The organism is Komagataeibacter xylinus (genome assembly GCF_031081985.1).
Taxonomy (GTDB): Bacteria; Pseudomonadota; Alphaproteobacteria; order Acetobacterales; family Acetobacteraceae; genus Komagataeibacter; species Komagataeibacter xylinus_E.
Genome location: NZ_JARWSK010000005.1, coordinates 1 through 25781, shown reverse-complemented (window position 1 = coordinate 25781; position 25781 = coordinate 1). Strand labels below are relative to the sequence as shown.

At 63.6% G+C, this 25781-nt stretch carries 26 protein-coding genes; 12 read left to right on the top strand and 14 right to left on the bottom strand.

Annotated features, from left to right (window positions below):
- Nucleotides 1-51 precede the first annotated feature (51 nt).
- Complete coding sequence (sucD, locus tag QEG70_RS10495) at nucleotides 52-924, bottom strand: succinate--CoA ligase subunit alpha (RefSeq protein WP_308720612.1); 873 nt, start codon at nucleotides 922-924, stop codon at nucleotides 52-54.
- 5 nt (nucleotides 925-929) lie between these two features.
- Nucleotides 930-2129 (bottom strand): ADP-forming succinate--CoA ligase subunit beta, encoded by a 1200-nt coding sequence (gene sucC / locus QEG70_RS10490; RefSeq protein WP_308720611.1) that lies wholly within the window; start codon nucleotides 2127-2129, stop codon nucleotides 930-932.
- A gap of 185 nt (nucleotides 2130-2314) precedes the next feature.
- On the opposite strand from sucC, the gene QEG70_RS10485 reads away from it, so the two are divergent.
- From QEG70_RS10485 to mltG, 10 genes are all read left to right on the top strand, one after another.
- Nucleotides 2315-3139 carry an acyl-ACP desaturase gene (locus QEG70_RS10485; RefSeq protein ID WP_308720843.1) on the top strand — a complete coding sequence of 275 codons (825 nt, stop codon included), beginning with the start codon at nucleotides 2315-2317 and terminating at the stop codon, nucleotides 3137-3139.
- Between the two features lie 37 nt (nucleotides 3140-3176).
- Nucleotides 3177-3974, top strand: a complete 798-nt coding sequence (locus QEG70_RS10480; RefSeq protein ID WP_308720610.1) for a Dabb family protein — start codon at nucleotides 3177-3179, stop codon at nucleotides 3972-3974.
- A 37-nt stretch (nucleotides 3975-4011) separates the two neighbouring features.
- The gene (locus QEG70_RS10475; RefSeq protein ID WP_308720609.1) at nucleotides 4012-4770 is read left to right on the top strand and encodes a glycine betaine ABC transporter substrate-binding protein; all 759 of its coding nucleotides are present in this window, start codon (nucleotides 4012-4014) and stop codon (nucleotides 4768-4770) included.
- Nucleotides 4771-4778: 8 nt separating this feature from the next.
- Nucleotides 4779-6053, top strand: coding sequence for a class I SAM-dependent methyltransferase (locus tag QEG70_RS10470; protein ID WP_308720608.1), 1275 nt, complete (start codon nucleotides 4779-4781; stop codon nucleotides 6051-6053).
- Between the two features lie 6 nt (nucleotides 6054-6059).
- Nucleotides 6060-6587 carry a YdcF family protein gene (locus QEG70_RS10465; RefSeq protein ID WP_308720607.1) on the top strand — a complete coding sequence of 176 codons (528 nt, stop codon included), beginning with the start codon at nucleotides 6060-6062 and terminating at the stop codon, nucleotides 6585-6587.
- 117 nt (nucleotides 6588-6704) lie between these two features.
- On the top strand, nucleotides 6705-7631 hold the full coding sequence (gene fabD, locus QEG70_RS10460; RefSeq protein WP_374762590.1) for an ACP S-malonyltransferase: 927 nt from the start codon (nucleotides 6705-6707) through the stop codon (nucleotides 7629-7631).
- A 67-nt stretch (nucleotides 7632-7698) separates the two neighbouring features.
- Complete coding sequence (gene fabG, locus QEG70_RS10455; RefSeq protein ID WP_308720842.1) at nucleotides 7699-8454, top strand: 3-oxoacyl-[acyl-carrier-protein] reductase; 756 nt, start codon at nucleotides 7699-7701, stop codon at nucleotides 8452-8454.
- 256 nt (nucleotides 8455-8710) lie between these two features.
- A complete protein-coding gene (locus tag QEG70_RS10450) occupies nucleotides 8711-8950 on the top strand; it encodes an acyl carrier protein (RefSeq protein ID WP_003618476.1) in 240 nt (79 codons plus the stop codon).
- Between the two features lie 74 nt (nucleotides 8951-9024).
- Nucleotides 9025-10308, top strand: coding sequence for a beta-ketoacyl-ACP synthase II (fabF, locus tag QEG70_RS10445; protein WP_308720605.1), 1284 nt, complete (start codon nucleotides 9025-9027; stop codon nucleotides 10306-10308).
- 57 nt (nucleotides 10309-10365) lie between these two features.
- On the top strand, nucleotides 10366-11370 hold the full coding sequence (mltG, locus tag QEG70_RS10440) for an endolytic transglycosylase MltG (RefSeq protein ID WP_308720604.1): 1005 nt from the start codon (nucleotides 10366-10368) through the stop codon (nucleotides 11368-11370).
- 100 nt (nucleotides 11371-11470) lie between these two features.
- On the opposite strand, the gene QEG70_RS10435 is transcribed toward mltG, so the two are convergent.
- The 8 genes from QEG70_RS10435 to QEG70_RS10400 form a co-directional block, all read right to left on the bottom strand.
- Nucleotides 11471-12283 (bottom strand): lipid-binding SYLF domain-containing protein, encoded by an 813-nt coding sequence (locus tag QEG70_RS10435; RefSeq protein WP_308720603.1) that lies wholly within the window; start codon nucleotides 12281-12283, stop codon nucleotides 11471-11473.
- Nucleotides 12284-12409: 126 nt separating this feature from the next.
- Nucleotides 12410-13198, bottom strand: coding sequence for an inositol monophosphatase family protein (locus QEG70_RS10430; RefSeq protein WP_308720602.1), 789 nt, complete (start codon nucleotides 13196-13198; stop codon nucleotides 12410-12412).
- A 26-nt stretch (nucleotides 13199-13224) separates the two neighbouring features.
- Entirely contained in the window at nucleotides 13225-13725 is a 501-nt protein-coding gene (locus QEG70_RS10425; RefSeq protein WP_308720601.1) for an MmcB family DNA repair protein, read from the bottom strand.
- A gap of 18 nt (nucleotides 13726-13743) precedes the next feature.
- Complete coding sequence (locus QEG70_RS10420) at nucleotides 13744-14517, bottom strand: nucleotidyltransferase family protein (protein WP_308720841.1); 774 nt, start codon at nucleotides 14515-14517, stop codon at nucleotides 13744-13746.
- Nucleotides 14518-14525: 8 nt separating this feature from the next.
- Nucleotides 14526-15308 (bottom strand): sterol desaturase family protein, encoded by a 783-nt coding sequence (locus QEG70_RS10415; RefSeq protein ID WP_308720600.1) that lies wholly within the window; start codon nucleotides 15306-15308, stop codon nucleotides 14526-14528.
- Complete coding sequence (locus tag QEG70_RS10410) at nucleotides 15305-16411, bottom strand: LptF/LptG family permease (RefSeq protein WP_308720599.1); 1107 nt, start codon at nucleotides 16409-16411, stop codon at nucleotides 15305-15307. The genes QEG70_RS10415 and QEG70_RS10410 overlap by 4 nt, the downstream gene beginning before the upstream one ends.
- Nucleotides 16408-17640: an LptF/LptG family permease gene (locus tag QEG70_RS10405; protein WP_374762589.1), complete on the bottom strand. Its 1233-nt coding sequence runs from the start codon at nucleotides 17638-17640 to the stop codon at nucleotides 16408-16410. The genes QEG70_RS10410 and QEG70_RS10405 overlap by 4 nt, the downstream gene beginning before the upstream one ends.
- A gap of 44 nt (nucleotides 17641-17684) precedes the next feature.
- Nucleotides 17685-18554 carry a metallophosphoesterase family protein gene (locus QEG70_RS10400; RefSeq protein ID WP_308720839.1) on the bottom strand — a complete coding sequence of 290 codons (870 nt, stop codon included), beginning with the start codon at nucleotides 18552-18554 and terminating at the stop codon, nucleotides 17685-17687.
- Nucleotides 18555-18701: 147 nt separating this feature from the next.
- On the opposite strand from QEG70_RS10400, the gene QEG70_RS10395 reads away from it, so the two are divergent.
- Entirely contained in the window at nucleotides 18702-19694 is a 993-nt protein-coding gene (locus QEG70_RS10395) for a diacylglycerol/lipid kinase family protein (RefSeq protein WP_308720598.1), read from the top strand.
- A gap of 12 nt (nucleotides 19695-19706) precedes the next feature.
- Nucleotides 19707-20669 (top strand): hypothetical protein, encoded by a 963-nt coding sequence (locus tag QEG70_RS10390; protein WP_374762588.1) that lies wholly within the window; start codon nucleotides 19707-19709, stop codon nucleotides 20667-20669.
- Here the strand turns inward: QEG70_RS10390 and spt are convergent.
- The 4 genes from spt to QEG70_RS10370 all read right to left on the bottom strand — a co-directional run bounded on the left by spt (nucleotide 20653) and on the right by QEG70_RS10370 (nucleotide 25243).
- On the bottom strand, nucleotides 20653-21855 hold the full coding sequence (gene spt / locus QEG70_RS10385) for a serine palmitoyltransferase (RefSeq protein ID WP_308720596.1): 1203 nt from the start codon (nucleotides 21853-21855) through the stop codon (nucleotides 20653-20655). The two genes, QEG70_RS10390 and spt, sit on opposite strands and share 17 nt — an antisense overlap.
- Nucleotides 21856-21861: 6 nt before the next feature.
- On the bottom strand, nucleotides 21862-22113 hold the full coding sequence (locus QEG70_RS10380) for an acyl carrier protein (RefSeq protein WP_007400085.1): 252 nt from the start codon (nucleotides 22111-22113) through the stop codon (nucleotides 21862-21864).
- 200 nt (nucleotides 22114-22313) lie between these two features.
- Nucleotides 22314-24056 (bottom strand): fatty acyl-AMP ligase, encoded by a 1743-nt coding sequence (locus tag QEG70_RS10375; RefSeq protein ID WP_308720595.1) that lies wholly within the window; start codon nucleotides 24054-24056, stop codon nucleotides 22314-22316.
- A 53-nt stretch (nucleotides 24057-24109) separates the two neighbouring features.
- Entirely contained in the window at nucleotides 24110-25243 is a 1134-nt protein-coding gene (locus QEG70_RS10370) for a sensor domain-containing protein (RefSeq protein WP_308720594.1), read from the bottom strand.
- Nucleotides 25244-25781 lie beyond the last annotated feature (538 nt).

The window sequence follows — 25781 nt, the reverse complement described above, 5'->3', positions numbered from 1 at the left end:
CCGGCGATGACCACACTTTTATTGCTATGGGGCCATCGCCGGAAACAGGGGTCAGCCCAGCACGCGGGCCAGCGTCGTGCCCAGTTCAGCGGGGCTGGGGGCGACATGGATGCCCGCTGCGCGCAGGGCTTCGATCTTGGCGCCTGCGGTTTCGTGCCCGCCGGTAATCACGGCGCCCGCATGGCCCATGCGGCGGCCGGGAGGGGCGGTGGCGCCGGCAATGAAGCCCACGACCGGCTTGTGCGTGCCACTTGCGCGGATCAGTTCCGCCCCGTCGATTTCCGACGTGCCGCCGATCTCGCCAATCATGACGATGGAATGCGTGTCGGGGTCCTCGATCATGCGGGCGAGCACGTCGGTAAAGTCCATGCCCTTGACCGGATCACCGCCAATGCCCACGCAGGTGCTCTGGCCCTGCCCGATGGCGGTGGTCTGGGCCACGGCCTCATAGGTCAGCGTGCCCGAGCGCGAGACGATGCCCACATGCCCGCGGCGGTGGATGGGGCCGGGCATGATGCCGATCTTGCATTCATCAGGCGTGATGATGCCGGGGCAGTTGGGGCCGATGAGCAGGCTGGCCGACTGCTCGAGCGCGGCGCGCACGCGCACCATGTCCTGCACGGGAATGCCCTCGGTAATGCACACGATCAGCCCGATGCCAGCGGCAATGGCCTCAAGGATGGCATCGGCGGCACCTGCGGGCGGCACGTAGATGACCGAGGCATCGGCCCCGGTTGCGGCCCGCGCCTGCGCTACGGTGTCGAACACCGGCAGGCCCAGATGCACGCTGCCGCCCTTGCCGGGGGTCACGCCGCCGACCATGTGGGTGCCGTAGGCCAGCGCCTGCTCGGTGTGGAAGGTGCCCTGCGCGCCGGTAAAGCCCTGCGTGATCACCTTGGTGGATTTGTTGACGAGAATGGACATGGGTTTCAGGCTCCCGCGTTACGGACGGCGGCTACGATCTTGCGGGCGGCATCGCCCAGATCATCGGCGGGGATGATGGTCAGGCCGGATTCAGCCAGCAGTGCCTTGCCCCGATCGACATTGGTGCCCGCCAGGCGCACCACCAGCGGCACGTTCAGCCCGGTCTCGTGCGAGGCGGCGATGATGGCCTCGGCAATCACGTCGCAGCGCATGATGCCGCCAAAAATGTTGACCAGGATGCCGCGCACCTTGGGGTCGCCGATGAGGATGCGGAAGGCCGCCGCCACGCGCTCTTTCGTGGCGCCGCCGCCAACATCGAGGAAGTTGGCCGGCTCCTCGCCTTCCATCTTGATGATGTCCATCGTGGCCATGGCCAGGCCCGCGCCATTGACCATGCAGCCGATATTGCCGTCCAGCCCCACATAGGCCAGGCCGTATTCCGCCGCCTCACGCTCACGGGGGTCTTCCTCGTGCACGTCGCGCAGCTTCGCTATCTCGGGGTGGCGGTAGAGCGCGTTCTCGTCGAACGACATCTTGGCGTCGAGTGCCAGCAGGTCGCCCGATCCGGTCACGACCAGCGGGTTGATCTCGACAATGGCGGCATCAAGGCTGGTGAAGGCGGTATAGGCCGCGCGCACCACGTTCTGGAACGCGCGGATCTCGCGGCCCTTCAGGCCCAGGCGCACGGCCAGCGCGCGCGACTGGTAGTCGCACAGGCCCATTGCGGGGTCGATGTATTCCTTGAAGATGCGCTCTGGCGTGCGGGCGGCGACGTCCTCGATCTCCATGCCGCCATCAGGCGAGGCGACAATGACCACGCGCCCGGTCACGCGGTCGACCAGCATGGAAAAATACAGCTCGCGCGCGATATCGCAGCCGGATTCGACATACAGCGTGCGCACGAGGCGGCCTGCAGGCCCTGTCTGTTTGGTTACAAGCACCTCGCCCAGCATGGCGTGGGCGGCCTGCGCCACCTCGGCAGGGGTGCGGGCAAGGCGCACGCCGCCCTTGCCCTCGGGCTTGCCCGCGAAATGCCCGGCTCCGCGCCCACCGGCGTGGATCTGCGCCTTGACCACGGTAACCGGCGCGCCAAGCGCCTCTGCCGCGGTGGTGGCCTCATCGGCGGTGGTGGCGGCATGTCCTTCAGGCACGGGCATGCCGTAGGAGCGCAGGAGCGCCTTGGCCTGATATTCATGAATATTCATGTGGCGACCCAATCTGTCGTTCTTATTGGCGGTGTCGGGCTAGGCCCCTAGCATGATTTGGCAGCGCAATGACAGGGGTGGGATGGTGTCAGGATTGGCGTAAACATGAAACATGTGTCATGTCCTCTTCATCAATGGCGCGCTGGGCGGGCCTTCATGGAGAAAAAGCACAAGAGCAGGTTGCGATGAAACACTGGCGCATTGAACAGATGAACTGGAACAGTTTCGACCCGCAACGGGTGGACCCTGACATGATACCCGTCATCAAGGCGGCATCGGTCGTGGAGCGTAATGGCCTTGATTACGCCCGCTACCTGAAAAATGTCTTTGCCGATGACCCCGCCTTTGCCCGTGCGGCGGATAACTGGGCGGTGGAGGAAGTGCAGCACGGCGATGCGCTGGGCCGCTGGGCCATGCTGGCCGACCCGAACTGGGACTACATGGCCGCCTTCGACCGCTACCGGCAGGCCTACAGCCTCGACCTTGAGGTTGATGCCTCCATACGCGGCTCACGCACGGGGGAACTGATCGCGCGGTGCATGGTCGAGACGGGCACGTCGTCCTTCTACACCGCGCTGGCCGATGCCACCGACGAGCCGCTGCTCAAGGCCATATGCAAGCAGATTGCCGCTGATGAATACCGGCATTTCAAGCTGTTCTATGATCATATGCGGCGCTACCTGCGGCGTGAGCGCCTGGGCGCATGGCAGCGCACCCGCATCGCCCTTGGCCGGGTGACGGAAAGCGAGGATGACGAACTGGCTTCCGCCTTCCACACCACCAACGAGCCCGCCTCCATGCCCTATGACCACCGCCGCTGCATCGCGGCCTACATGTCGCGCGTGCTGCGGCTTTACAAGCCGCGCCATGCCGTGCGGGTCACGGGCATGATTCTGAAAACCATTGGCTGGACGCCCCACGGGCGGCTGAGCGGGCTGATCAGCAGTGCGGTGTACCGCCTGCTCATGATGCGCCAGCGCAAATTCGCGCGGATGACCGCCGCAGCCTGACCTCCAATGGCTGCTGCATGAAAGGAATGAAGACTGAATGAAGGTGCGTGACATCAGGGCGGGACAGGCTGCCATCATCGCGGCGGGCTGCCTGTTCCTGGCAGGAGCCGCGTGGGCGGATGGCGCGCCTGCAACACCCACCCCGGACGCGACCGTGGCCCCGACCGCGACGGCTCCTGCGGCTTCGGTTCCGGCCCAGCCCCCGGCCTCGACGGCGCCCGTGGTTCCGGCTCCGGCATCAGCCGCTCCTGCGGCCCCGGTTCCAGCCCAGGCCCCGGCCGCCGTGCCGGTTCCCGCTCCGGCCAGCGCGGCGCAGGCACCAGCCGAGCCGCCATTGAGCGACGCCACGCGGGCCGAGCGGCTCATGGCCTCGCAGGTGGGGCTGCTGCGCTTTACCTCGGCGGGTTTTCATCGTGGCCTTGTGCGCCATATCGTGCTGTTCCGCTTTCTGCCCACCATTACCGATGACCAGCGTGCCGAGGTGGTGCGCCGGTTCATGGCGCTGGCCCGCACCTCGCGCCGCGAGGATGGTGCGCCCGTGGTGGTCTCGATCGAGACCGGCGCCCAGATCAGCGGCGAGGGCGTGGATGATGGGCTGCAGCAGGCCTTCGTGGTCACCTTCCGCTCGGAGGGGGATCGCAATTATTACGTGGGCCGCCCGGTCGTGACCGACCCGGCCTATTTCGACCCCGCGCATGAAGCCTTCAAGAAATTCGCCGCACCCTATATCGTCACCACCCTCGTATTTGACTATGCCGTTGCACCCGCGCACCCCCAGCGCGTGGCGCCGGTCCAGACCGGGCACGCAGCGCAGGTTCCCCAGCAGCAGGGCTGACGGGCCGGGCACACTTGCCACCAAGGAGTGAAACTACATGACCACCGTGACCCTCGGGCACCTTGATGAAACCGTGCAGCAGGCCTCCGCCGCCGCTGTCGCCCGCGTGCTTGAAGCCTATGAGCTGGAAATTGAATACGTCGTTGCCCCGCGCGCGGAGATGATCGAGCACATGCGCCGTGGCGATGTGGACCTGTTCGTCTCGGCCTGGCTGCCTGAGGTGGATGCAGCCTTCCTGGCCCCCGAACTGGGCATGGAAGCCTTCGGGCAGCTTTATCGTCCCGTCTTTGGCTGGGGCGTGCCCGAGGCCGCCGCCACGGGCGTGACCTCGGTTGCCGGGCTGGCCGCGACCGACTGCCCCGTCAGCCGCGAGATCGTGACCCCCGCATCGCTGCTCGACCGGGTGCGCCAGGTCGTGGCCGCCTATAACCTGACCGAGGCAGGCTACACCATTGCCGCCCGCCCCGACGCGGAGGCCCATGACCACGCAGCCCACGTGCTTGAGGCCAGCCTGCCCGAGATCATTCCCGCCTGGCAGCCTTCCTTCGTGCATTACGGCCAGAAGCTGCTCGCGCTCGATGACCCCAAGGGCAGCTATGGCGCGGAGCAGGATGCCCGCATCCTGCTGCGTTCCGCCATTCGTGGCGACATGGACAGCGACCTGATCGACGAGCTTGATGAACTGACGCTGGGCAACAAGGTGGTCAGCGCGCTTGACCATGCCATGCGTTTTGAAGGCATGAGCGCTGAAGACGCCGCCGAGGCCTGGCAGCGCGGCAAGCTGCTGCCGCGCTGAGGCCCGTCATGACCCGCGATGAAAGCGCCATTCCCGCCCCGCATGACGGGCGTGATGCCGGGCTTGTGGCCCAGTACGAGCAGTACCCCTATCCCGCCCGCGACCCGCGCGAGGAAAAAAGCAGGCTGCTGATCGGCAGCCCCAGCCACCTGCGCGAGATCGATTACTGGGTGTTTGGCGCCACCCGCCCGCGTTCGCAGCCGTTGCGGGTGCTGGTGGCAGGGTGCGGCACGGGTGATGGCGCGATCATGCTGGCCACCCACATGGCGCGGGCCGGGCGGCCGGGCGAGGTGCTGTGCCTCGACCGTTCGCCCGCGGCACTCGATATTGTCAGCCAGCGTGCCGCGGCGCGCGGGCTGGAGAACATGCGCTTCGTGCGCGGCGACCTGACCGATATCGCGCAGGTGGCCCCCGGCCCGTTCGACTACATCGACTGCTGCGGCGTGCTGCACCACCTGCCCGACCCCGATGCCGGGCTTGCGGCCCTTGAGCGCGTGCTGGCCCCTGGTGGCGGCATGGGGCTGATGGTCTATGCGCCTTATGGCCGCACGGGCGTGTACATGCTGCAAGATGCCCTTGAGCGCCTTGCCCCGGTGGATGAGGCCCCAAAGGGGCGGCTCGACGTGGCCCGCCGTGTCATGCGCCATCTGCCCGCCACCGCCTGGCTGCGGCAGAACACCAATTTTGGCGATCACCTGACCGGGGGCGACGCGGGGCTGTATGACCTGCTGCTCAACCCGCGTGACCGGGCCTATGACATTACCGCCTTCCATGCCCTGCTCGACCGCGCGGGGCTTGCGGCGAGCTGCCTGATGGAACCCGCCCGCTACGACCCCGCCCTGCTGCTGCCCGACCCGCGCCTGCGCGAGCGGATTGCAGCCCTGCCCGAACGCGCCCGCCAGGCCGTGGCGGAGGACGTGGCAGGCAACATGGCCACCCATGTCGCCTATGTGCGCCGCGTGAGCGAGCCGGTTACGCGGGCGGACCCGTTTGCGCCCGGTGCCGTGCCCGTCATGCGCGAGATTCCCGGTCTTGAACTCGCCCGTATGATGGGGGGTGATGACCGGCTGCCCTTTGCATTCGGCACGCTTCAGGTCGCCGTTGCCCTGCCGCCGCAGGCGCGTGGCATCCTGCCGCTGATCGATGGCGAGCGCACGGTGGCCGACCTTGCCGCCATCATGGAAACGCGGGGTGTCTCGGCCAGCCGCTTTGCCAAGATCTGGGCGCAGATGTTCACCACGCTGGAATCGCTCAACCGGGTGCTGCTGCGCGCGCCTGCCTGAGGGACCATGCCACAGCCGCCGCTGCCCATCGTCATATTCGGCGCAAGGCTCCAGCCTGATGGCGCGCCGGGCCGCACCCTGTGGCTGCGTCTGTCGGCCGCGCATGCCTTTGGCGCAGCCCGTGCGCCGGTGCTGTACATGCCGACTGGCGGCCTGTCGCGCCCTTCGGGCCTGCGGGAGGGCGATGTCATGGCCACCATGCTGGAAGCCGCGGGCGTGCCACCTGATGCCGTGCTGGTGGAAGGCACGGCACCCGACACGCTGGCCTCCGTCATCGCCTGCACCCGGCTGCTGCGCCAGCGCGGGTATAAAGGGCCGGTGGCGGTGGCCAGCAGCGCCTATCACCTGCCACGCTGCCTTGTGCTCATGCGCATGATGGGCTGGCAGGTCATGCGCGTGCCGCCGCCATCCGTGCCCGCCGCGCGGCGCTGGCACAAGCGGTGGTTCTGGCGCGTGCGTGAGGTCGCGGCCCTGCCGTGGGATGTGCTGCTGCTTGGCTGCCACCTGCTGCGCGCCGGGCGTGATGGTGATTGACACTGCCCGCCCCAGCCCGCATCACGCGGATGAACCCAAGAACCATAGTTAGTCTGGATGGAAGTCATGCCTGTGCAAGCCTTTGTTTTCCCCGGTCAGGGAAGTCAGTCAGTTGGAATGGGGCGCGACCTCGCCGAGGCCTTCGCCCCGGCGCGCGAAGTGTTTCAGGAAGTTGATGAGGCGCTGGGCCAGCATCTCTCCAAACTCATGTTCGAAGGCCCGATGGAGGACCTCACCCGCACCGACAACGCCCAGCCCGCGCTCATGGCCGTCTCGCTGGCCGTGCTGCGGGTGCTCGAGCGCGAAGGCGGCGTGGACCTCAGGCGCGACGTGGCGCTGGTGGCCGGTCACTCGCTGGGCGAATATTCGGCCCTTGCCGCTGCCGGTGCGCTGGGCATCGCCCAGACCGCCCGCCTGCTGCGCCTGCGCGGCAACGCCATGCAGGCCGCCGTGCCGCCGGGCAAGGGCGGCATGGCGGCGCTGATTGGTGTAGGCATGGACATGGCGCGTGCCGCCAGCCTGTGCGCCGAGGCCGCGACCTATACCGATGAGGCGGGCAAGACCCACAGACAGATCATCGAGGTGGCCAACGACAATGGCGGCGGCCAGGTGGTCGTGGCGGGCGAGATGGCGGCGATTGACCGCGTGATCGAACTGGCCAAGGCGCAGGGCGTCAAGCGCGCGCTCAAGCTGCCGGTCTCCGCGCCCTTCCACTGCTCGATGATGGAACCTGCCGCCGAGGCCATGCGCGCGGCGCTGGACGCGGCCGAGATCAAGCCCCCCGTCGTGCCGGTAGTGGCCAACGTGACGGCAGCCAAGGTGACCGACCCGGCCACGATCCGCGACCTGCTGGTGCGCCAGATTACCGGCACCGTGCGCTGGCGCGAAAGCGTGGACGCCATGGTGGCCATGGGCGTGGACAGCTTTGTCGAGATCGGCTCGGGCAAGGTGCTGGCGGGGCTGGTCAAGCGCATCAATGGCGATGTCGCGACCCGCTCGGTCGGCACGCCGGCGGATATCGAAGCCTATCTGGCCACGCGCTGAAACAACGCCTCCGGCCCGCGTGCCGGGGGCATTCTGATTGATGGATACCGAAGGGAACGGACAGCTCATGTTCAGGCTGGATGGAAAAGTTGCGCTGGTGACCGGCGCATCGGGGGGAATCGGGCGCGAGATCGTGCGCGCGCTGCATGCGCAGGGGGCTACGGTCGTGCTGTCAGGCACGCGCCAGGCCGTGCTGGAGGAGGTTGCGGCCAGCATCGGGGCCGAGGGTGGTGCTGACCGCCTGCATGTGTGCCCCGCTGACCTGTCGGATGCCACGGCGGCCGACGCGCTGGTCGCCGCAGCCGAGGAGAAGGCCGGTGCGCCGTTGTCCATTCTGGTCAACAACGCGGGGCTGACGCGCGACACGCTTGCGATTCGCATGAAGGACGAGGACTGGAGCCGCGTGCTTGACGTGGATCTCGCCGCCCCCTTCCGCCTGTGCCGCGCGGCACTCAAGGGCATGCTGCGCCGCAGGGCGGGGCGCATCATCAACATCGCCTCGGTGGTGGGGGTGACGGGCAATGCAGGCCAGGCCAACTACGCCGCCGCCAAGGCGGGCATGATCGGCATGGGCAAGTCGCTGGCGCAGGAGGCAGGCAGCCGTGGCGTGACCGTCAATACGCTGGCGCCGGGCTTCATCCAGACCGCCATGACCGACGTGCTGCCCGAGGCACAGAAGGAAAAGCTGGTCGGCTCCATCCCGCTCGGCCGCATGGGCCAGCCCGGTGACATCGCACCCGCGGTGGTCTATCTGGCATCGGACGAGGCCGGATGGGTCACGGGGGCCACGCTTCATGTCAATGGTGGCATGGCGATGGTCTGAGCAATGTGATATTTTGCTGGACAGCGGGCCTGAAGTGACAAAAAAGATAGTCCTGACAGCCCAGCTGTCCCCTTCATTGCGGGGCGTGCGGACAGGAAATGCAAACGCCGCCTTGGCGATTGCATCAAAACCGTGCTAATCGCCCGCAGCTTCGTCCGAAGCGGGCCGGTGTACGTCATCGGTTTGCAGGGACGTTACAGGACGAACACGTTTCGAACCGCCCGTTTCTTCAGGGGCAGACAGGAAGCAGAGACAGATGAGCGAAATCGCCGATAAGGTTAAGAAGATCGTAGTCGAGCACCTTGGTGTTGACGAAAGCAAGGTCACCCCGGATGCCTCTTTCATCGACGATCTGGGCGCCGACAGCCTCGACACGGTCGAGCTGGTCATGGCGTTCGAGGAAGCGTTCAGCGTCGAGATCCCCGAGGATGCCGCTGAAAAGATCACGACCGTGAAGGACGCGATCGACTACATCGAGAAGCAGAAAGCTGCCTGATCGACCCGTTTGTCGATCAATAGTTATTACGAATTCAGTCAGGTATCGTTACTTTCAGGAAGCAGGGCGGGTTGATGCAGTCTACCGGATCAATGTCTGGACAGCGGCGTGTTGTCGTAACCGGTATGGGTATGGTCAGCCCACTCGGACTGGGTGTTGAGCGCAACTGGTCGCGTATCGTGGCCGGAGAGAACGGCTTTGGCCGTATCTCATCGTTCGATGCCTCTGACCTGCCCGCGCAGGTTGCGGGCGAAGTGCCCGCAGGGCCTACGGAAAGTGGCGGCCTGACCCTTTCGGACTGGGTGCCCGTCAAGGACCAGAAGAAGATGGACCGCTTCATCCATCTCGGTCTTGTCGCGGCTACCGAGGCGGTCGAGGATTCAGGCTGGAAGCCGGAATCGGAAGAGGATCGCTGCCGCACCGGCGTTATGATCGGCGCAGGCATCGGCGGTCTTCAGACCATCTACGAGGCATCCGTGACGGTAAAGGAAGGCCGGGCCCGCAGGCTTTCGCCTTTCTTCATTCCGTCCGCCCTGATCAACCTGGTCTCCGGGCATGTCTCGATCAAATACGGATTCAAGGGGCCGAATCATTCGGTCGTGACCGCCTGCGCCACCGGCGTGCACGCCATTGGCGATGCCGCGCGCATGATCATGCTCGGCGATGCCGACGTGATGGTGGCTGGTGGTGCCGAGGCCGCCGTGTGCCCGCTGGGCATTGCGGGGTTCTGCTCCGCCAAGGCGCTGTCCACCCACTTCAATGACACCCCGGAAAAGGCTTCCCGCCCGTGGGATCGTGACCGCGATGGTTTCGTGATGGGTGAGGGTGCGGGTATCGTGGTGCTGGAAGAATACGAGCACGCGAAGGCGCGCGGTGCCAAGATCTATGCCGAGGTGATCGGTTATGGCATGTCGGGCGATGCGCACCACATCACGGCGCCTGCCGCAGGCCATGAAGGGGCGTTCCGCGCCATGCAGAACGCGCTGCGCAGCGCGGGCCTGACCACGGCTGACATTCAGTACGTCAACGCGCATGGCACCTCCACCATGGCCGATGACCTTGAGCTTGATGCCGTCGAGCGCCTGTTTGGCGATGATGCGCGCAAGCTGGCCATGTCGTCCACCAAATCGGCCACGGGGCATCTGCTTGGTGCCGCAGGCGCGGTCGAGGCGATCTATTCCATCCTCGCCATTCGCGATAATGTGGCCCCGCCCACGCTCAACCTCGACAATCCCTCACGCGAGAGCGTGATCGACCGGGTTGCGCACACGGCGCAGGAGCGCAAGATCGACACCATCCTGTCCAACAGCTTCGGCTTTGGCGGCACCAACGCCAGCATCATCCTGCGCGGCGTGTAGGACCGGGGCGCCTGAGGGCGCCCCTTTTTATTTCAGGCATAGGGCGAAGGAGCGGGTGTGCGCAGGGTTCTGGCGGTATGTGGGCTGGCATTTCTCGTGCTGGTGCTGTCAGGTCTGGGCACCCTGTTCATCGGCGTGCGGCAGTACAATGCCCCCGGCCCGCTGGCACAGCAGCGCACGCAGGTCGTGCCCCATGGCGGGACAGAACAGGTCCTGACCAGCCTGCAGGCGGCGGGTATCATCGAGCAGGGCTGGCTTGCGCAGAAGGTGTTCGAGGCCGCTACCGTGCTGACACGGGTGGATGGCGCGTTTCATGCTGCCGAGCTGGTCTTTCCCGCCCATGCCTCCATCCATCAGGTGCTGCTGGTGTTGCGGCATGGCAAGCCGGTCGTGCACAGGCTGACCGTGCCGGAGGGGCTCTCCGCCATCCAGATCGCGAACCTGCTGGAACATGCGCCCTTTATGGATGGCAGCTTTCCCTTCCCCGATGAGGGATCGGTCATGCCGCTGACCTATGATTACGAATGGGGCATGCCGCGCGCGCAGATGCTGGCGCGCATGCAGCACGCCATGGACCGCGCCATTGACCAGGCATGGGAAAACCGCGAGGTGGATCCGGCCATCGTCAACCGCCATGACCTGCTGGTGCTGGCCTCCATGATCGAGCGTGAAACGGCCATCGCCTCCGAACGCCCCGTGGTGGCGCGTGTGTTTCTCAACCGCCTGCATCAGGGCATGCGGCTTCAGTCCGACCCGACCGTGGTTTATGGGCTGAACAAGGGGGCAGGGCCGCTGGGGCATGCGCTCTCCCGTGCCGACCTGCAGCAGCCTACGGCTTACAATACCTACGTGATTGCTGGCCTGCCGCCGGGGCCGATCTGCTCGCCTGGCATGGCAGCGCTTTATGCCGCCGCCCATCCGGCTCAGGGCGACCAGCTTTATTTCGTGGCCAATGGTCTGGGCGGGCATGATTTTACCAGCACGCTCGATGACCATAATCGCCACGTGGCGGCCTTCCGGGCCAGCAGGCGCGCAGTCGCGGGCCAGTCTGAGCACCAATGACAGAAAGTGTCTGGTGAAGCTTTTTCATCAGGCTTCAAAAGGAATGCCGCCTTTTAAATAAAGGCGGCACCCGAATATTCTCTGGTTTTCAGGTAATCTCTTACTGAGCAGGCAGGTTCTGGCTGCTTACCGAGCCAGACGGCGCGGTTGTCATCGGCTGCTGGGTCTGCGTCGTATTACTGGTCTGGCCATTCTTGTCCGGGCGGCTTTGCGCGGTGGCCAGCACCTCGGTCAGGGCGGAGCGCAGCGGGTCAGCCCCCGAATTGTTCACCCGCATGGACACAACAATATCCTCAGGGCCTACAATCTGGTTGTAATAGGCGCGGTTGGCGGCACTGTTGACCCGCATCTTGGAGCCGCCAAGGGCGGCTCCTGCAAACAGGCCCTTGGATTTCTGCACGCCCTTGATGGATGTGTTGTGCTCGCCCGCCGTGCCCGCTTCAAGCCCCGAGCCTGATGAGGCGAAGGACGTGCCGACATCCGCGCTCAGCTTCATCTGGCTGTCGAGCAGCGACTGCACGCCCTGATCCGTCATGACGAACAGCATCACCTGCACATCCTGCATGCCGAGCTGGAGGCCAAAATTGGCCGATGACATGCGGTAGAAGGCCGGGTCGGACCACGAGCCATGGGCATCACGCGTCAGGAACACGCAACCGCCGCCGCCGCCGCCGAAGGCGATCGACATGCGGAACACCGAGGGGCAGACAATCACGCCACGCGATTCGGCGAGATAACGGGTAACCTTGCTGCCCGCCGTGGCGCCTGAGAACATGTCGCGCACGGTCAGCGTGGCACGGTCCACCAGGCTCTGTTCTTCTTCCATGCTGGCGGCCATCGCGGCGTGCAGCGGCATCATCAGGGCCAGCGTGGCGAGTGACGTCCTGATGAGATGAAACTTGTGCAAACCCATGCTCCCTTTCCGATTCGTCACGGCTGATCCAACAAAACGGTCCGTGCACTGGAGTGGTCTGTGTTCATGGCTGAATCATGGCTCTCAAGGCAAGCCTGCGTGGCATGATCCAGCCCTATATTGCCGTTATTTAAGGGAGACGCCTACCGCCTGCGACAGGGCATCGGCAATGCCGGGGGCTGCGGCAAGGATATGGATGCCATCCTCAAGCCCGCCATCGCGCAGGAAGGGTGAGACCTTCGCCCCTGCCTCCTCCAGCAGCACGAGGGCGGCGGCCACATCCCACAGGTTGATGCGAATTTCCAGATAGCCGTCCTGCCGCCCGCAGGCGACCTCAGCCAGGGCAATGGCGCCTGAGCCGCCCGAGCGTGGCATGGCGCCAAGGTTCAGGATGGCGTCGATCTTTTCCTGGAACACGCCCGGCGGCACCCGGTTGCTCCAGCCCATCTCGATCAGGGAGGTGGCGGGGTCGGTCACGGGGGAGGCCTGGATGCGCGCGCCGTTAAGGAATGCGCCATGCCCCTTTACCGCCGTATAGGTCTCGCCCAGCATCGGGGCCTCGATAATGCCGGCCACGGGGGTGTCGCCATCCATCAGGCCCAGCGAGATGCACCAGCGATTGCGGCCGCGCGCGTAGTTTGAGGTGCCATCGATCGGGTCCACCACCCAGCGCAGGCTGCCGGTACGGGTGCGGCCTTCTTCCTCGCCCTGAAAGCCATCCTCGGGGAACAGCATGCCGATTCGCTCGGAGATGAAGGCTTCCACCGCTCCATCGGTTTCGGTCAGCCAGTCCTGAGCACTTTTCTGGGTGCCCTTGGGGCCGCCGGGGGCAGGGCGCATTTTCATGGCGAGGGCGGCGGCATCGCGCACGACGGAGCGGGCGGCTTCAAAGCGGGTCAGGATGGCCTGTGACATGGGTAACCTTTCTTGTGGAAGGAACTCTATTCTACACGTAACGCCGTTTTCACCGCATGTTCCACCTGCGGCATGTCAACCCGGCCCAGCCGTTCGGCGGCCTGCATGGCGAACTGTAGCGTGAGCTTGCGCCTGCGTGCGGCGGCAAGCGGGCTGCGCTGCGGGTGGTGGATGATGGCGCAGTCCATGCAGGTGGCTGCCTGCGCGGCAGCAGGCCGGGTGGCGGCGATCACGAGCCCGGCTGTCTGCGGCAGGATGTGGTGGGGAAAGTCCTGGTTGACCGCGAAATAGAGCTGGTCGCACCATTGCAGGTAATCGGGCCATTTATGGTCGGCGCGAAAATCCGGCAGGCCGGACTTGATCTCGATGCATAAAAGGTCGCCCTGCGGTGTCAGGGCCATGATATCGGCCCGCCTGCGATCAGGCAGGACGAATTCATGCAGGACCGCCCACCCATGCATCCGGCACATCTGGCTGACACCCGTGCGGATGGCGGACTGAAGCTGTGGCGCGGATGGACGGTGCATGGCGTCAGGGCGTGGGCATCAGGTCGCGGGCAGGGGGTGGGATGCGAGCAGGTGCGTGACCAGTTCAAGGTCGGCGGGCTTGTCCACATCCACGGCGGCGCGCCCGTTGGGCAGCTCGATCATGGCCACCCGCGCGTGTGAAAGCTGGCCGATGCGGCGGCATACATCCGCACGGGTCAGGCGGCGCAGCACAAAGCGCAGCAGGATGCCCAGGCCAAGCGTACGCGCCATTTTAAGCGGGTTCTTGCGGTCGGCCTCGAGCTTCTGCCACAGCCGGATCACGCCGGCCGCGGCAGGCGTGCGGAACAGGAACATGTTGCAGCCCGAGAAGGCGCCATCAGCCAGACGGATCATGGTGCGCTTGGTGCCCGGCACATCGCGCAGGATATCGCGTTCCATCGCAATGCCTGCGGCCACGTCGGCCCCGCTTTCCTGTGCCTTGAGCACGAAGCTGCGCACCCAGGCGGGCTCGAGCAGGGCATGGTCGGCGGTGGTGACCAGCAGCGGCGTGCCCAGCGTGTCCAGCGCCTTCATCACGCTGGAACTCGGCCCGGAGGCGGGGGGGATGAAGGTCACGTTGTCGGGCACGATGCCCGCGAGCACCTCGGGGCGCTCGATGCAGATGGCGATCCTGCCAATGGCCTCGACCGACTGGAGGGCGGTGATGACCCGGCTGATCATGGGGCTGCCGCCAACCGGCAGCAGGGCCTTGTGCGAAATACCCGCCGCCTGCGCCATGGGGTCGGGCCGCCCCGGCCTGCTGCCCGCCAGGATGAGAACATTCAGCGCCATGTCCGTGCTCACGCCGCGTTCCGGGTGGTGTTGGCGCCATCGGGGCGGTCGCGCGGGGGGGAGCCGGTCTCTTCCATCACCCAGGGGTAGCGATGGGCTTCCTCGATGTCATAGCCAAGGTTGAACACGGTGGGGCTGCGCGGGCAGCCACGGGCATCGGGGTAATAGCTGTGGAAGATGCGGTCGGCCACGAAGCTGGTGATGCCGTAATTGCCGTTCTCGTTATGGAAGTGATGCAGAACGTGGCGCTGCTTCATCAACTGGATCCAGCGCATGCGCGGCTTGTAGTTCAGGTGCTGGATGCAGTGGAAGAATTCATAGATGCACGTAATGGTCAGCCCCGCGCCAAAGGCGGCACCCGAACCTGCCAGCCCGCCAATGGCGTAGCCGATGGGAATGGTGACGATGGCGATGGTGGGAATGGTGTTGAGCGGCGAGCCGAACAGCACGTCAAGCAGGTGGGGATCCTGATGGTGATCGAAATGGATGCGCTTCCACAGGGTGGCGCTCCATTTCATGCGGTACAGGAACCGCCCATGGAGGATGAAGCGATGGATGCCATACCAGACCAGCGGGTAGACCAGCATCACCGCCGCGATGCTGATGGCGACCGGCGCGAACGACGTGTAGGTGTGCACCATGACCGCGTAACTGGCGATGGCCAGCACGAAATACAGGATGATGGTGGGGTAGGTGAGGTAGGCAATCCAGAGCTGGGACAGGTTCATCTTGCCCAGGTCGAAGCTGCGGCCTGTGCGGATGGAACTGTTCTTCAGGGTATTTGTAATCATCGCTCTTCGATCCTCAGTAGCACGGTGATGACGCCAAGGATGAAAATCAGGATCCCGACGAATATCGCCATAAGCGAGGGCAATGTTCCCGCATTGCCAAGCGCGCGGAGCAGCCCCTGGAACACGACAAACAGCAGGCCCGCGCCAAGGCACCATATGGGTAACCAGCTGCGCGTGCCAGCCCGGGGGGGGATATAGACCACCGGCACGGCGAGTAACAGCATTACCGCGAACGTGACCGGTAACATGATGCGTCCCAGTATTTCGGTTATGAAAAACGAGGGCGACTGGCTGGAGGGCATGGTATCGTTCTGCTCGGCCAGCATGGTGCCGATGGACTGGGTTAAACTGACGGTAATCTGCATCACGTAGCCGGGCGTGAGCGTATCGGGCCAGTCAAGGCGCACGGGCTGCGCAGGCGTGTCGAGCAGTTCGACGTGGGTCGGGCTGATCACGCTTACCACCCGCGTGGGCGTGCCATACCAGTGGCCATGGATGTAATGCACGTCGCGCAGGGTGGTGACCTTCTGCAGCAGGCTCTGGTGGTCGCGGTGATAGACCGAGACCCCGTCAAGCGCCTGCCCGCCACGCGAAAGGTAGTTGATGTTGATCAGGTCATCATGCGCGCGCAGCCAGTAGTTGTGCCATACCGTCGCGGCATCGGGGGTCGTGGCGTTCCACCATTCGGCGAGGTGCTGCTCCGAGCGCGGCGTGATCTGGTCATTGACCACCCCGCACAGCACGCCAAGGCCGAGTATGGTGGGCAGGCACAGCTTGATCAGCCCCGGGGTGGACAGGCCGGCCGCCCGCATGATCGAGATTTCGTTCGATGTCGTCAGTTGCAGCAGCGTCAGCAGCGCACCAATCAGCACGGCTATGGGCATGGCGTTGCCGAACAGGAGCGGTAGGTGCATGACCGCGTAGTACAATACCCCGGACAGGCCAAGGTGACGGTGCATGATTTCGGTCACCTGTTCCAGCAGGGCCAGGATTTCCATCAGCGCCACGACGATGATGGTCGTGGTGAACACCTTGGCCAGCAACTCACGCGAGATATACCCGAGCAGGACCGTGCCGCTGGCCAGGCGCAGGCGTAGCTTCATGCCTCTTTTTCCTGCATCCGTCGCGGCAGGCCATCTGCCGAAAGTTGGCGTGGCGGCAGGCGCGGCCCCGGCGAGAGCAGGGTGCGCAGGCCGCCTGCCTGCCGGATCAGCATGCCGACGCACACTACGGCGAAAATGACCGTAGGCAGCCAGATGACCAGCAGCGGCGACATGTGCATGTTGGCGACGAAGCTCATGCCCATCTGCAGCGTGTGGTCAAAGCTGACCAGCGTGATGGCGGCAATGGCCAGGCCGGGATTGCCCTTCTGGCGCTTGCGCACGCCCGCAAGCGCGCAGGCCAGGATGGGAATGAACGGAATGGCGGCCGTGCGCGCGAGGCGGAAGTGCAGTTCGGCCAGCATGTAGGACGGGCTGATGCCGGGGTAGCCGTGCCGTATGCCGTAATACAGTTCTGGCAAGGTCAGTTCGCGTTCTGTCTCGCCGCGTTTGCGATAGGCTTCATCATCAAGCTTGGCCTCGCCGGAAATGAGGCGGGTGGTGCGGGTAAAGCCGGTGATGGTGGGGGGCTTGTCGGGCGTGTCGGTTACGATGGTGCCGTTGACGAGGTCAAGCCGCATGCGTGAGCCGTCGGCGGGATTGTACAGGTAACCCTTCTGCGCGGTAATGTAGCGCACGCGCGACTTGTCCGAATTGTCACGGATAAAGACATGGAACAGCCGCGACCCCGCATGGTCCACGTTCTCGGCCGTGAGCATGATGTCATCGGATATGGCGAACATCTTGGACTGCAGGTGCGGCGTCCAGCCCGCATGGCTGGCGAAATAGAAGGCCGAGCGGTAGTCGTAGCGCGCGTAAGGCTGGATGAAGCCATAGAGCGAGAAGGCCAGCACGCCAAACACCGCCCCTGTCAGCACGAAGGGCTGGCAGATGCGGAAGATCGAGACCCCGCTGGCCGTCAGGGCATCAATTTCATGGTTGGCGCTCATGCGCCGGATAATGGAAAACACGCTCACGCACATGGCCGCCGGGAGTGCGAGCCCCAGGTAATGGGGGATCAGGTCGCTGAGCAGGCCGAAGAATGTCTTCATGGAACTGCCATTGGCAGCCAGCATGTTGAACAGCACCAGAAGCCGCTCCAGCAGCAGGGCGGACATGACCACGCCCAGCGCGATGGAAAACGGCGGCACGACCTGCCGCAGCAGGTAGCGGTCCATGGTTGTGGGACGCAGCTTGGCCAGAATCCCGTGCTGTAAAGACATGCGGCTCATCTAGGCGTGCTTATATCCAAAAAACGATACGGAGGAGGACTCATTCAAAAAATAGTTTCCCGCGTTGTACCCGCCGGTTCCCCCGCCGGAAAGAAACGCCTTGTAACACCAAGCGTATACCCTCCATCGCGTGGCGTGATGGTAATCCGGTTCCATGCCGCCGCGCGCAGCGGATCATGTGACCGTGCCGATGCCGACGCAATGCCCAGCACCGGCACCGCGCCTGCGGGGCCGGGCAGGGAAGACAGGGTGGAGGTATGGATATGACCATGGAGTACCATCTCGGCACCTTCGCGCGCAATGCCATGGGCGAAAAGCTGGGGATCCTTGAGCGCCTTGCGGGCAATGGCGAGGCCCGGCACGGGCGGATGGTGGATCATGACAATGCGGCACAGCCCCTGCCTGCCTGTTTCGTGCAGTATTGCGGCCAGGCGGGCAGCCTGGCGCGCGCCCACGCGGCCTGTGGCCCTGAACCAGGGCGTCGGCACCGCCGAACTGACCCCGATCAGCGCAACCGGGCCCACCCGGCGCACGAACGGAAAGGGTAGTGCGCCCATCCATGGCTGCCACAGGCCTACGGTCTGCTGCCAGTTATCATGCACAAGGGTGTCATGATTTCCCGGTATGACTGTGCATGGGGCGGGCATCTGTTCAAGCCAGCGCAGGGCGTGGCGGCATTCTCCCGGCAGGCCCATATTGGTCAGGTCGCCAGTCAGCGCGATCATGTTCACATGGGCGCTGCCGATATCGGCCATCACGCGGGCCAGAATTTCCGGGCGGTGCAAAAAACGGCGGCGCCGCTTCCATGAAAGATGGCTGAACACGCGCTTGTTCAGCTTCTCGCGCAGGCGCGGGGGCGACATTTCCGTCGGCAGATGCGGGTCAGAAAGATGGGCTATGGTGATGGTGTTCAAGCTGGTGTCTTTCCCTGCATCAGGCCGGTCAGTAACCGGGCCGGGCGGTGTTATGCCTGCCAGTGTGGTGATGCGTTCCATCGTTTCGTGCCTTGCAATAGAAGGCAGATGGTTGCTTATGGCCTGTAAGTCAAATTTCAGACAGGGATGGAATCATCAGTGACCGGACGTTTTGCGCTTGTTTATAACCCGCGCAGCCGGCGGAATATGGGCGACAAGAGTTCGTATGCCCCGATGGCCCGTAGCCTTCTGGGAGAGAATTTCATTGATCCGGCCGACCGTTCCCTTCTCGATGCCGCAATCGCGCAACTGGCCGCGCGCGACATGGGCTGTATCGTGGTCGATGGGGGGGATGGCACGGTCAGCGATGTGCTGACCGCCATCCATCGCCATTACGACCCCGCGCGTTTCCCTGCCCTTGCCATCCTGCCTTCGGGCAATACCAACCTGATCGCGGGTGACGTGGGCTTTGGCCTGCGCGGGCGCAAGGCCCTTGACCTGCTGCTCAGCCTTGCGGAGGCGGGCACGCTGCGGCAGAAGGTGCGCAGGCGTTGCGGGCTTGTTGTGGAATGGCCCGAGGCCGAGGCCAAGCCTGCGGTCGTAGGCATGTTCCACGGGGCCGCCGCCTTTACGCGCGGCATTGAACTCGCCCACCAGCCCGCCATCTTGAACAATTACTCCCATGAAATGGCGGTTGTCGTCTCGTTCCTGTCTTCGGTCGCGCATCTGTTCACCCGTCGCTCACGGCGGGAATGGATGCAGGGCAACCCGATTACGCTCAGGGCGGGTGAGAAGTCGGTGCGGCATGGAAACTGCTTTCTGTTCCTGTCCAGCACGCTCCAGCGCCTGCCGCATGGCATATGGCCGTTCTGGAACGTGGCGGGCGGGCGCACCGATGTAATCAATTACCTGCATGTGGCAGGCCAGCCCTCGCGCCTCGGTGCTGCGGCCTGGGCGCTGCTGCGGGGGCGGCACCCGGCCTGGCTGCGTCATAACCCGGATTACTGCAGCGGTTGCGAAGAGCGGATCGAAATGGCGCTTGAATCCGATTTCGTGCTGGATGGGGAAGTCTTTTCCCCCGGCGCGTCTGGCCGGATCATGCTGTCCGCCACGGCACCCATCGACTTTATCCACGCCTGAGGAATGCTGACCATGGCTGATCCTTCCAGCCGCCTTGCCGCGGCAGGGCGCATTGCCCATACGCTGGCCAATGAACTGGTCCAGCCGGTTCCTGCCTTTGTCACGCAGTTTGTATGCGAGCTGCTGGGTAAGACGCAGCCCCTGGGCGTGCTGTTTTACGGCTCCGTGCTGCGCGAACCCGACCCTGATGGCGTGCTGGACTTTTATGTCATCGTGGAACGGCTGGAAGACTGGACCTCTGGTTACTTCGCGCGTGAGGCCAATCGCCTTTTGCCGCCCAATGTTGAATACCACGAGATCCCGGTGGGCGGGCGCATCATCCGCGCCAAGGTGGCCATCCTGTCGATTGCCCAGTTCCGGCGCATGACGGGGCGGGCCACGCTTGACACCACCATCTGGGCGCGGTTCTGCCAGCCGGTCAGGCTGGTCTGGGTGCGTGGGCCAGAGGCGGCTGACGCCATACTGGGCTGCCTGGTGCGCGCCATGGGGCAGGCCGGGCGCTGGGCGGCGGCTCTTGGCCCTGAACAGGGCACGGCGGATGCATTCTGGCTGGCGCTGTTCGCGCACACCTATGGCGCGGAATTGCGGGTGGAGAACGGGCGCAGGCCATCCGCCCTGCTTGAGGGGCGTGAAGCGCGTTATCGCGCGCTGCTGCCTGATATATGGCTGGCCGATGGCCTGCCGTTCTCGCGAGAGGGGGATCGCCTTGCCCCGCGCCTGACCCCGCAATTGCGGCGCAGCATGCATGAAGGCTGGTGGCTGCGCGGTCGGCTGGGGCGGGTGCTCAATGTCAGCCGCCTGTTCAAGGGCGCCTTCACGTTTGAAGGGGGCGCGCGCTATATTGCCTGGAAGATCAGGCGGCACTCCGGCATTGAACTGCCGCTTGGACCATTTTCCGAGCAGCATCCGCTGATCTGCCTGCCGTACCTGTTATGGAAGCTCCGGCAGGCAGGATTCTTCAGGCGGCGTGGCTGAGTCCCATCTCGCGCGCGACTGTCGCGAAGACATCAACAGCCTTGTCAATTTCCGCAGGCGTATGCGTTGCCATGACGGAGGTGCGCAGCAGCGGGTGCTGGTCCGGCGTTGCGGGCGGCAGGCTGAGGTTGACGTAAACCCCAAGGTCAAGCAGCCGGTTCCAGAACGCCACGGCAACCGCCACGTCATCCAGAATGACCGATACGACCGGACTTGCCTGCGGGCCAGTGCGCAGGCCCGCCGCCTGAAGGCCCGCATGCAGCCTGCGGGCATTGTCCATCAGGCGGGTGCGTAGCTCCGGGTGGTTTTCCAGTTCGGTCAGGGCCGCCATGGTTGCGGCAATGACTTCCGGCGGCAGCGAGGCCGTGAACATGTAAGGCCGTGAACACAGGCGGATCAGGTCCAGCCCGTCATGGTTGGAGACACAGTAGCCCCCCACCGTGCCCAGGCTTTTGGAGAAGGTGCCGACTACGAAGTCCACATCATCTTCCACGCCATCGGCCTCGGCCACGCCGCGCCCATGCTTGCCCATCACGCCAACGGAGTGGGCTTCATCGGCCAGCAGCCAGGCCCCGGTCTCGCGCTTGACGGCAGCGAATTCCGCCATGGGCACCACATCGCCCATCATGGAATAGATGCCTTCAACCACAACCAGCTTCGCACCCGGCGTGCCCTCAAGGCGGCGCAGGCGCTTGTGCAGGTCATCGGCATCGTTATGGCGGAAGCGGATCACCTGCGCATGGCCAAGGCGGCTGCCATCATAGATGCTGGCATGGCTGTCGGCATCGAGCAGCAGGTAGTCATCCTTACCCGCAAGGGCGGAAATGGTGCCAAGATTGGCCTGATAGCCCGTGGAGAATACCATGCAGTGCCTGCGCCGGAAGAAGGCGCAAAGCCGTTCCTCCAACTGGCGGTGCAGGCCCTGCGTGCCATTGGCAATGCGCGAGCCGGTCGTGCCCACGCCATAGGCTTCTGCTGCGGCTATCGCAGCCTTGATTGCCGCAGGTGACTGGCTCAGCCCCAGGTAGTTATTGGTGCCGAACAGCAGCGTCTCGCGCCCTTCGATCAGCCCCACCGTTGAGGAAATGGGCTTTTCGATCACGACATTGAAGGGGTTGCGGCCGCCACCAGCGGTTACGGACGCAAGGGCGGAGGCCAGCCCTTCATATTTGGAAAAAATCGACATGATGCGTCAGGAAGCCTGCTTGAGGGAAACGATGCAGGCAGCCAGGTCATCAATGGTGCGGATATCGGCCAGCCGGTCAAGCGGCACGGAAACATCGAGGGTATCCTCGATTTCCATGACGAAATTCATGACGGCCAGTGAATCGAAGGCCAGATCCTCAACGATCTTGCTGCTGCCATTGATATCACGGGGAACCTTCGGGTTCGCCAGCAGCGTCTTCACGATCAGCGCGGAGACGCTCGCTACCGTTTCACTCATTCCTACATCCTTATGGCATGTCCAGCCTGCCAGAGGCAGCGGATCAGCATGAATGGTCGCCCCGCGCATGCGGCGGGGACGGGGACTGCAACCGGTCCCCTTCATTGCAAAGCCTTATGCGCGAAAAACAGGTTTTTGGCCAGTCCTGCTTTCCATCCTGAACTGACATGGCAACGCATATAGATGCGTTGCCAGACTTGTCAGACCACGGAAACGGAAGAGGATGTTTCCAGCGGCTGGAACGCCCCGGAAAGCAGCATGGCCCGAGCCCGAGCCCGCGTCAGCTTGCCCGATGAAGTCTGCGGCAGGGTGTGGGGCGGCACCAAGATGATGGACACATCCACCCCATGCTGCCGACGGAACAGGCTGGCTGTTTCGGTTTTCAGCGTTTCACGGGCTTCGGGCGAGGTCGCGCGGCACTGCACGAGGGCCACGATCTTTTCGCCTTCATCCTCATCAACTGAGAACACGGCCACGTCACGGCTGCGCAGCGTGCTGATCTCGGTCTCGGCCGACCATTCCAGATCCTGCGGCCAGATGTTGCGACCGTTAATGATGATCAGATCCTTGGCGCGCCCGGTAATGACAACCTGCCCGTTGAGCATGTAGCCAAGATCGCCGGTATTGAGCCAGCCTTCGGCATCGACCACGCGGGCGGTTTCCTGCGGGCGGCGGAAATAGCCCTGCATCAGGCTCGGGCCACGCACATAGACGGTGCCGATCTCGCGGTCGCCCAGCACACGGCCCTGCGCATCACGGACTTCAAGCTCGTGATGCGGCAGCACCTCGCCACAAAGCACGAAGGTGCGCAGCGCGCGGGCCGGATCATTGGAGGCTACGGCCTTGCCCTGTGTCTCGAGCGCGCGCAGGTCGATCGTATCGGTGCAGATGCCCTTGCCAAGCGGAGCGAAGCTGATGGCCAGCGTCGCCTCGGCCATGCCGTAGCTGGCGGTAAAGGCACCGCTGTCAAAACCGGCGGACGCGAAGCGCTGGGCGAAATCCTCAAGGATATGATAGCGGATCATGTCGCCGCCAATGCCCGCCACGCGCCACGATGAGAGATCAAGCTCGATCGAGGTGGCGCGACGCGCGCACAGCTCATAGCCAAAGGAGGGGCTGTACGAAATCGTGCCGCGATTGCGGCTGATCAGGTCCAGCCATACATGGGGGCGACGGGCGAACTCACGCGTGGGTAGCATGTCGACGCTGAGCTGGCAGGTCATGGGCGTTAAGAAAAAACCAACGAGTCCCATGTCATGATAAAGCGGCAGCCACGACACGCAGCGATCGCCGGTTTCGCGCACCTTGAGCCCGTTGAGCGCAATGGCGTGTGCATTGGCCATGCCCGAACGCTGGGTTACGGCAATGCCCATGGGGAAACGCGTGCTACCCGAGGAAAACTGCAAATAGGACAGGTCATCCGGCCCGACCGGGGGCAGGGTTTCGACCGTAATGGGCGTTTGCAGCAGTTCGGCTGGCGTGCCGGAGAACTTCAGGTCCAGCCCGGTCGTGATCTCATCAGTCCATGATGCGATGATCGAGGCGATGACCACGGCCGATGCCGCAGCGCCCTCGATCATGCCGCGCAGGGTGCCGACATAGCCCTCGCGCCCGCCAAAGGCGACCGGCAGCGGCAGGGGCGCGGGCACCAAGCCTGCATACTGGCAGCCAAAGAAGATACGGGCAAAGTCACCATCGCTTTCCGCTACGACGGCCACCCGGTCGCCCGGTTCAAGCCCGAGTGACAGTAGGCGCCTGCCGGTCTCGATCGCCTGTTCGCGCAACGTGCTGTAAGGCAGCGTTTCGAGCAGGACGCCCTTGCCGGAATAGATGTTGAAGCCGCTCTTGCCCTGGGCGGCATAGTCCAGCGCAGCCGGAAACGACGAAAAATCGCCGTAACGACGAGGCAGACCAGAATCGGAGGGGGTCGGGAGGCTTATCATTTCCGGTAATTTGACTTCCACAGACGTATCTTGAAACGGCGAATGGGCGGTGTTCAACCAATTACCCTCAAAAAGTCAATAATCGATTTCGCGCCTTTGGCCGCCGTATCTGCCGGCGGCTCAAACCCGAATGTGTCGTGTATATACTCTTTTTGCCGATCAAGGAAATTTGCATGTGACAGGAAAGCATTGTCAAGGTCATTGCCTGCTGTTTCCACGTTTTCCACGACCGGGCCAAGGGTCCAGTTCTCATAATTGGGGTCGCCGCGCCATGGGGTCCGGTGCGCGTTAAGGAAAAGGCAGGGGCGCGGTTTTATAAGGAATTCACTGACCTGACTGCTGACATCACCCAGATAGAGATCGGCAGCCATGGTATAGGTCATGTCGACGCTTTTGTCGCTGCCAAGGTCAATGATCATATGGGGAAACTGGGTAAAAGGCGCCAGGATTTCCATGCTTTTCTCACGATTTGTATCGAAAAGCCGGTAATGCGGGGCAAAGATGAGGTTATATTTTTCCTGCTGCGCAAAATATCGCAGCAATTTCATGCCAAATCGTGGCCATGAAGACAGGCTGCGACTGAAGTGCGGGTTGTAGAGAACCGTGGGGCGCCCATTATCAAAAAGCGGGCGTGCCTGAACGTGAAGTCGTCGCACCATGTCAAATTTTGCATAGATTCCAGTGGTATAGTGCCCCTTGCGCAATGTGCCCGCATGGAGCAGCCGCTCTTCAACCTTGTGGCCCGCCATCAGGATATAGTCGAATTTCCGCACGTCATTGGTAAAGCCGATGGCCCTGTCTCCGGCGCCATGCCGGGTCCAGATAAGGCGGGGGTTGTGCACTCCCATCTTGCGTAAATAGAGCGAGGTGCGCTCGGGAATGACAATGGCCTGAAACTTGTTGAAATAATTTCTGTTCAGAAAAAGCACGGCCATTTTGCTCAGTGGCGTCGGCCCATGCTGCTTTATGTGGTTGCGGATCCACTGGGGCATGGCCAGCATATCAAAGGTAACGGAAGACTCCGGATAGAGACGCGAAAGCTCGTGAAGCCGGTCTGCGCGTTCATCTGTCAGGCTGGCAATGTGAACCCGAACATCTTTATACAGGCGCGCCATTTCCAGCGCGATCGGGAATGAATGGAACTCCTGATGAGGCTGGGCAATATACGGAAAAAGGATATGATACACTTAAAGTAAGCCTGTCAGCGCGCTTAAAGACAAGATGACATGGTTCTATCCCTGTTTGCCAACCCTATAAAGAAGGTTTTGCAAGGTAGCACAAACTGCCACCTATAAGGGTGTGACATTTAATGAAATCTGCCTTGCGATAAATCAATTCGAAGCGGAGTGAGTCCGCGGGCGCTTTCGGGTCTTATTATATAAATATGTTTCAATGCCCGATGCTTGCCGCGCGAGTGGCGCGCTTTATCAGTGCCCGTCGCGTGGTTTGGGTAGAGTGAACTGTCTGGCGTGCCCAGCGTGATGGAGAGCTGTTCTCATGGTAGTGGCCCCGGATTTGAGGAAAGGAGGGGCTTGCCCCTCCTTTTTTCGTATAATTTTCACTTTGCGTGCATTTTTTTTGGTGCGGATTGTGAATGTTAAGTGTGTTTTATGGCTGAATACCGTGTGTTTTTCGGGTTTTTGGCATGGCGTTGACAGGGGGGGCTAATATCCGTAAAAGCCCCTTCACCGGACGGCGATGCTGCTCCGGCGGTTCTTTGACAAG

What these genes read in the sequence shown, in the direction of transcription:
- QEG70_RS10375 (WP_308720595.1), bottom strand. Translation starts at nt 24,056, where the DNA reads ATGATAAGCCTCCCGACCCCCTCCGATTCTGGTCTGCCTCGTCGTTAC.
- fabF (WP_308720605.1), top strand. Translation starts at nt 9,025, where the DNA reads ATGCAGTCTACCGGATCAATGTCTGGACAGCGGCGTGTTGTCGTAACC.
- QEG70_RS10420 (WP_308720841.1), bottom strand. Translation starts at nt 14,517, where the DNA reads ATGGCGCTGAATGTTCTCATCCTGGCGGGCAGCAGGCCGGGGCGGCCC.
- QEG70_RS10380 (WP_007400085.1), bottom strand. Translation starts at nt 22,113, where the DNA reads ATGAGTGAAACGGTAGCGAGCGTCTCCGCGCTGATCGTGAAGACGCTG.
- QEG70_RS10405 (WP_374762589.1), bottom strand. Translation starts at nt 17,640, where the DNA reads ATGAGCCGCATGTCTTTACAGCACGGGATTCTGGCCAAGCTGCGTCCC.
- QEG70_RS10425 (WP_308720601.1), bottom strand. Translation starts at nt 13,725, where the DNA reads ATGCACCGTCCATCCGCGCCACAGCTTCAGTCCGCCATCCGCACGGGT.
- QEG70_RS10485 (WP_308720843.1), top strand. Translation starts at nt 2,315, where the DNA reads ATGAAACACTGGCGCATTGAACAGATGAACTGGAACAGTTTCGACCCG.
- QEG70_RS10465 (WP_308720607.1), top strand. Translation starts at nt 6,060, where the DNA reads ATGCCACAGCCGCCGCTGCCCATCGTCATATTCGGCGCAAGGCTCCAG.
- spt (WP_308720596.1), bottom strand. Translation starts at nt 21,855, where the DNA reads ATGTCGATTTTTTCCAAATATGAAGGGCTGGCCTCCGCCCTTGCGTCC.
- QEG70_RS10430 (WP_308720602.1), bottom strand. Translation starts at nt 13,198, where the DNA reads ATGTCACAGGCCATCCTGACCCGCTTTGAAGCCGCCCGCTCCGTCGTG.
- fabD (WP_374762590.1), top strand. Translation starts at nt 6,705, where the DNA reads ATGGGGCGCGACCTCGCCGAGGCCTTCGCCCCGGCGCGCGAAGTGTTT.
- QEG70_RS10475 (WP_308720609.1), top strand. Translation starts at nt 4,012, where the DNA reads ATGACCACCGTGACCCTCGGGCACCTTGATGAAACCGTGCAGCAGGCC.
- QEG70_RS10470 (WP_308720608.1), top strand. Translation starts at nt 4,779, where the DNA reads ATGACCCGCGATGAAAGCGCCATTCCCGCCCCGCATGACGGGCGTGAT.
- QEG70_RS10435 (WP_308720603.1), bottom strand. Translation starts at nt 12,283, where the DNA reads ATGGGTTTGCACAAGTTTCATCTCATCAGGACGTCACTCGCCACGCTG.
- QEG70_RS10415 (WP_308720600.1), bottom strand. Translation starts at nt 15,308, where the DNA reads ATGATTACAAATACCCTGAAGAACAGTTCCATCCGCACAGGCCGCAGC.
- QEG70_RS10450 (WP_003618476.1), top strand. Translation starts at nt 8,711, where the DNA reads ATGAGCGAAATCGCCGATAAGGTTAAGAAGATCGTAGTCGAGCACCTT.
- QEG70_RS10395 (WP_308720598.1), top strand. Translation starts at nt 18,702, where the DNA reads ATGGAATCATCAGTGACCGGACGTTTTGCGCTTGTTTATAACCCGCGC.
- QEG70_RS10480 (WP_308720610.1), top strand. Translation starts at nt 3,177, where the DNA reads ATGAAGGTGCGTGACATCAGGGCGGGACAGGCTGCCATCATCGCGGCG.
- QEG70_RS10410 (WP_308720599.1), bottom strand. Translation starts at nt 16,411, where the DNA reads ATGAAGCTACGCCTGCGCCTGGCCAGCGGCACGGTCCTGCTCGGGTAT.
- sucD (WP_308720612.1), bottom strand. Translation starts at nt 924, where the DNA reads ATGTCCATTCTCGTCAACAAATCCACCAAGGTGATCACGCAGGGCTTT.
- fabG (WP_308720842.1), top strand. Translation starts at nt 7,699, where the DNA reads ATGTTCAGGCTGGATGGAAAAGTTGCGCTGGTGACCGGCGCATCGGGG.
- sucC (WP_308720611.1), bottom strand. Translation starts at nt 2,129, where the DNA reads ATGAATATTCATGAATATCAGGCCAAGGCGCTCCTGCGCTCCTACGGC.
- QEG70_RS10390 (WP_374762588.1), top strand. Translation starts at nt 19,707, where the DNA reads ATGGCTGATCCTTCCAGCCGCCTTGCCGCGGCAGGGCGCATTGCCCAT.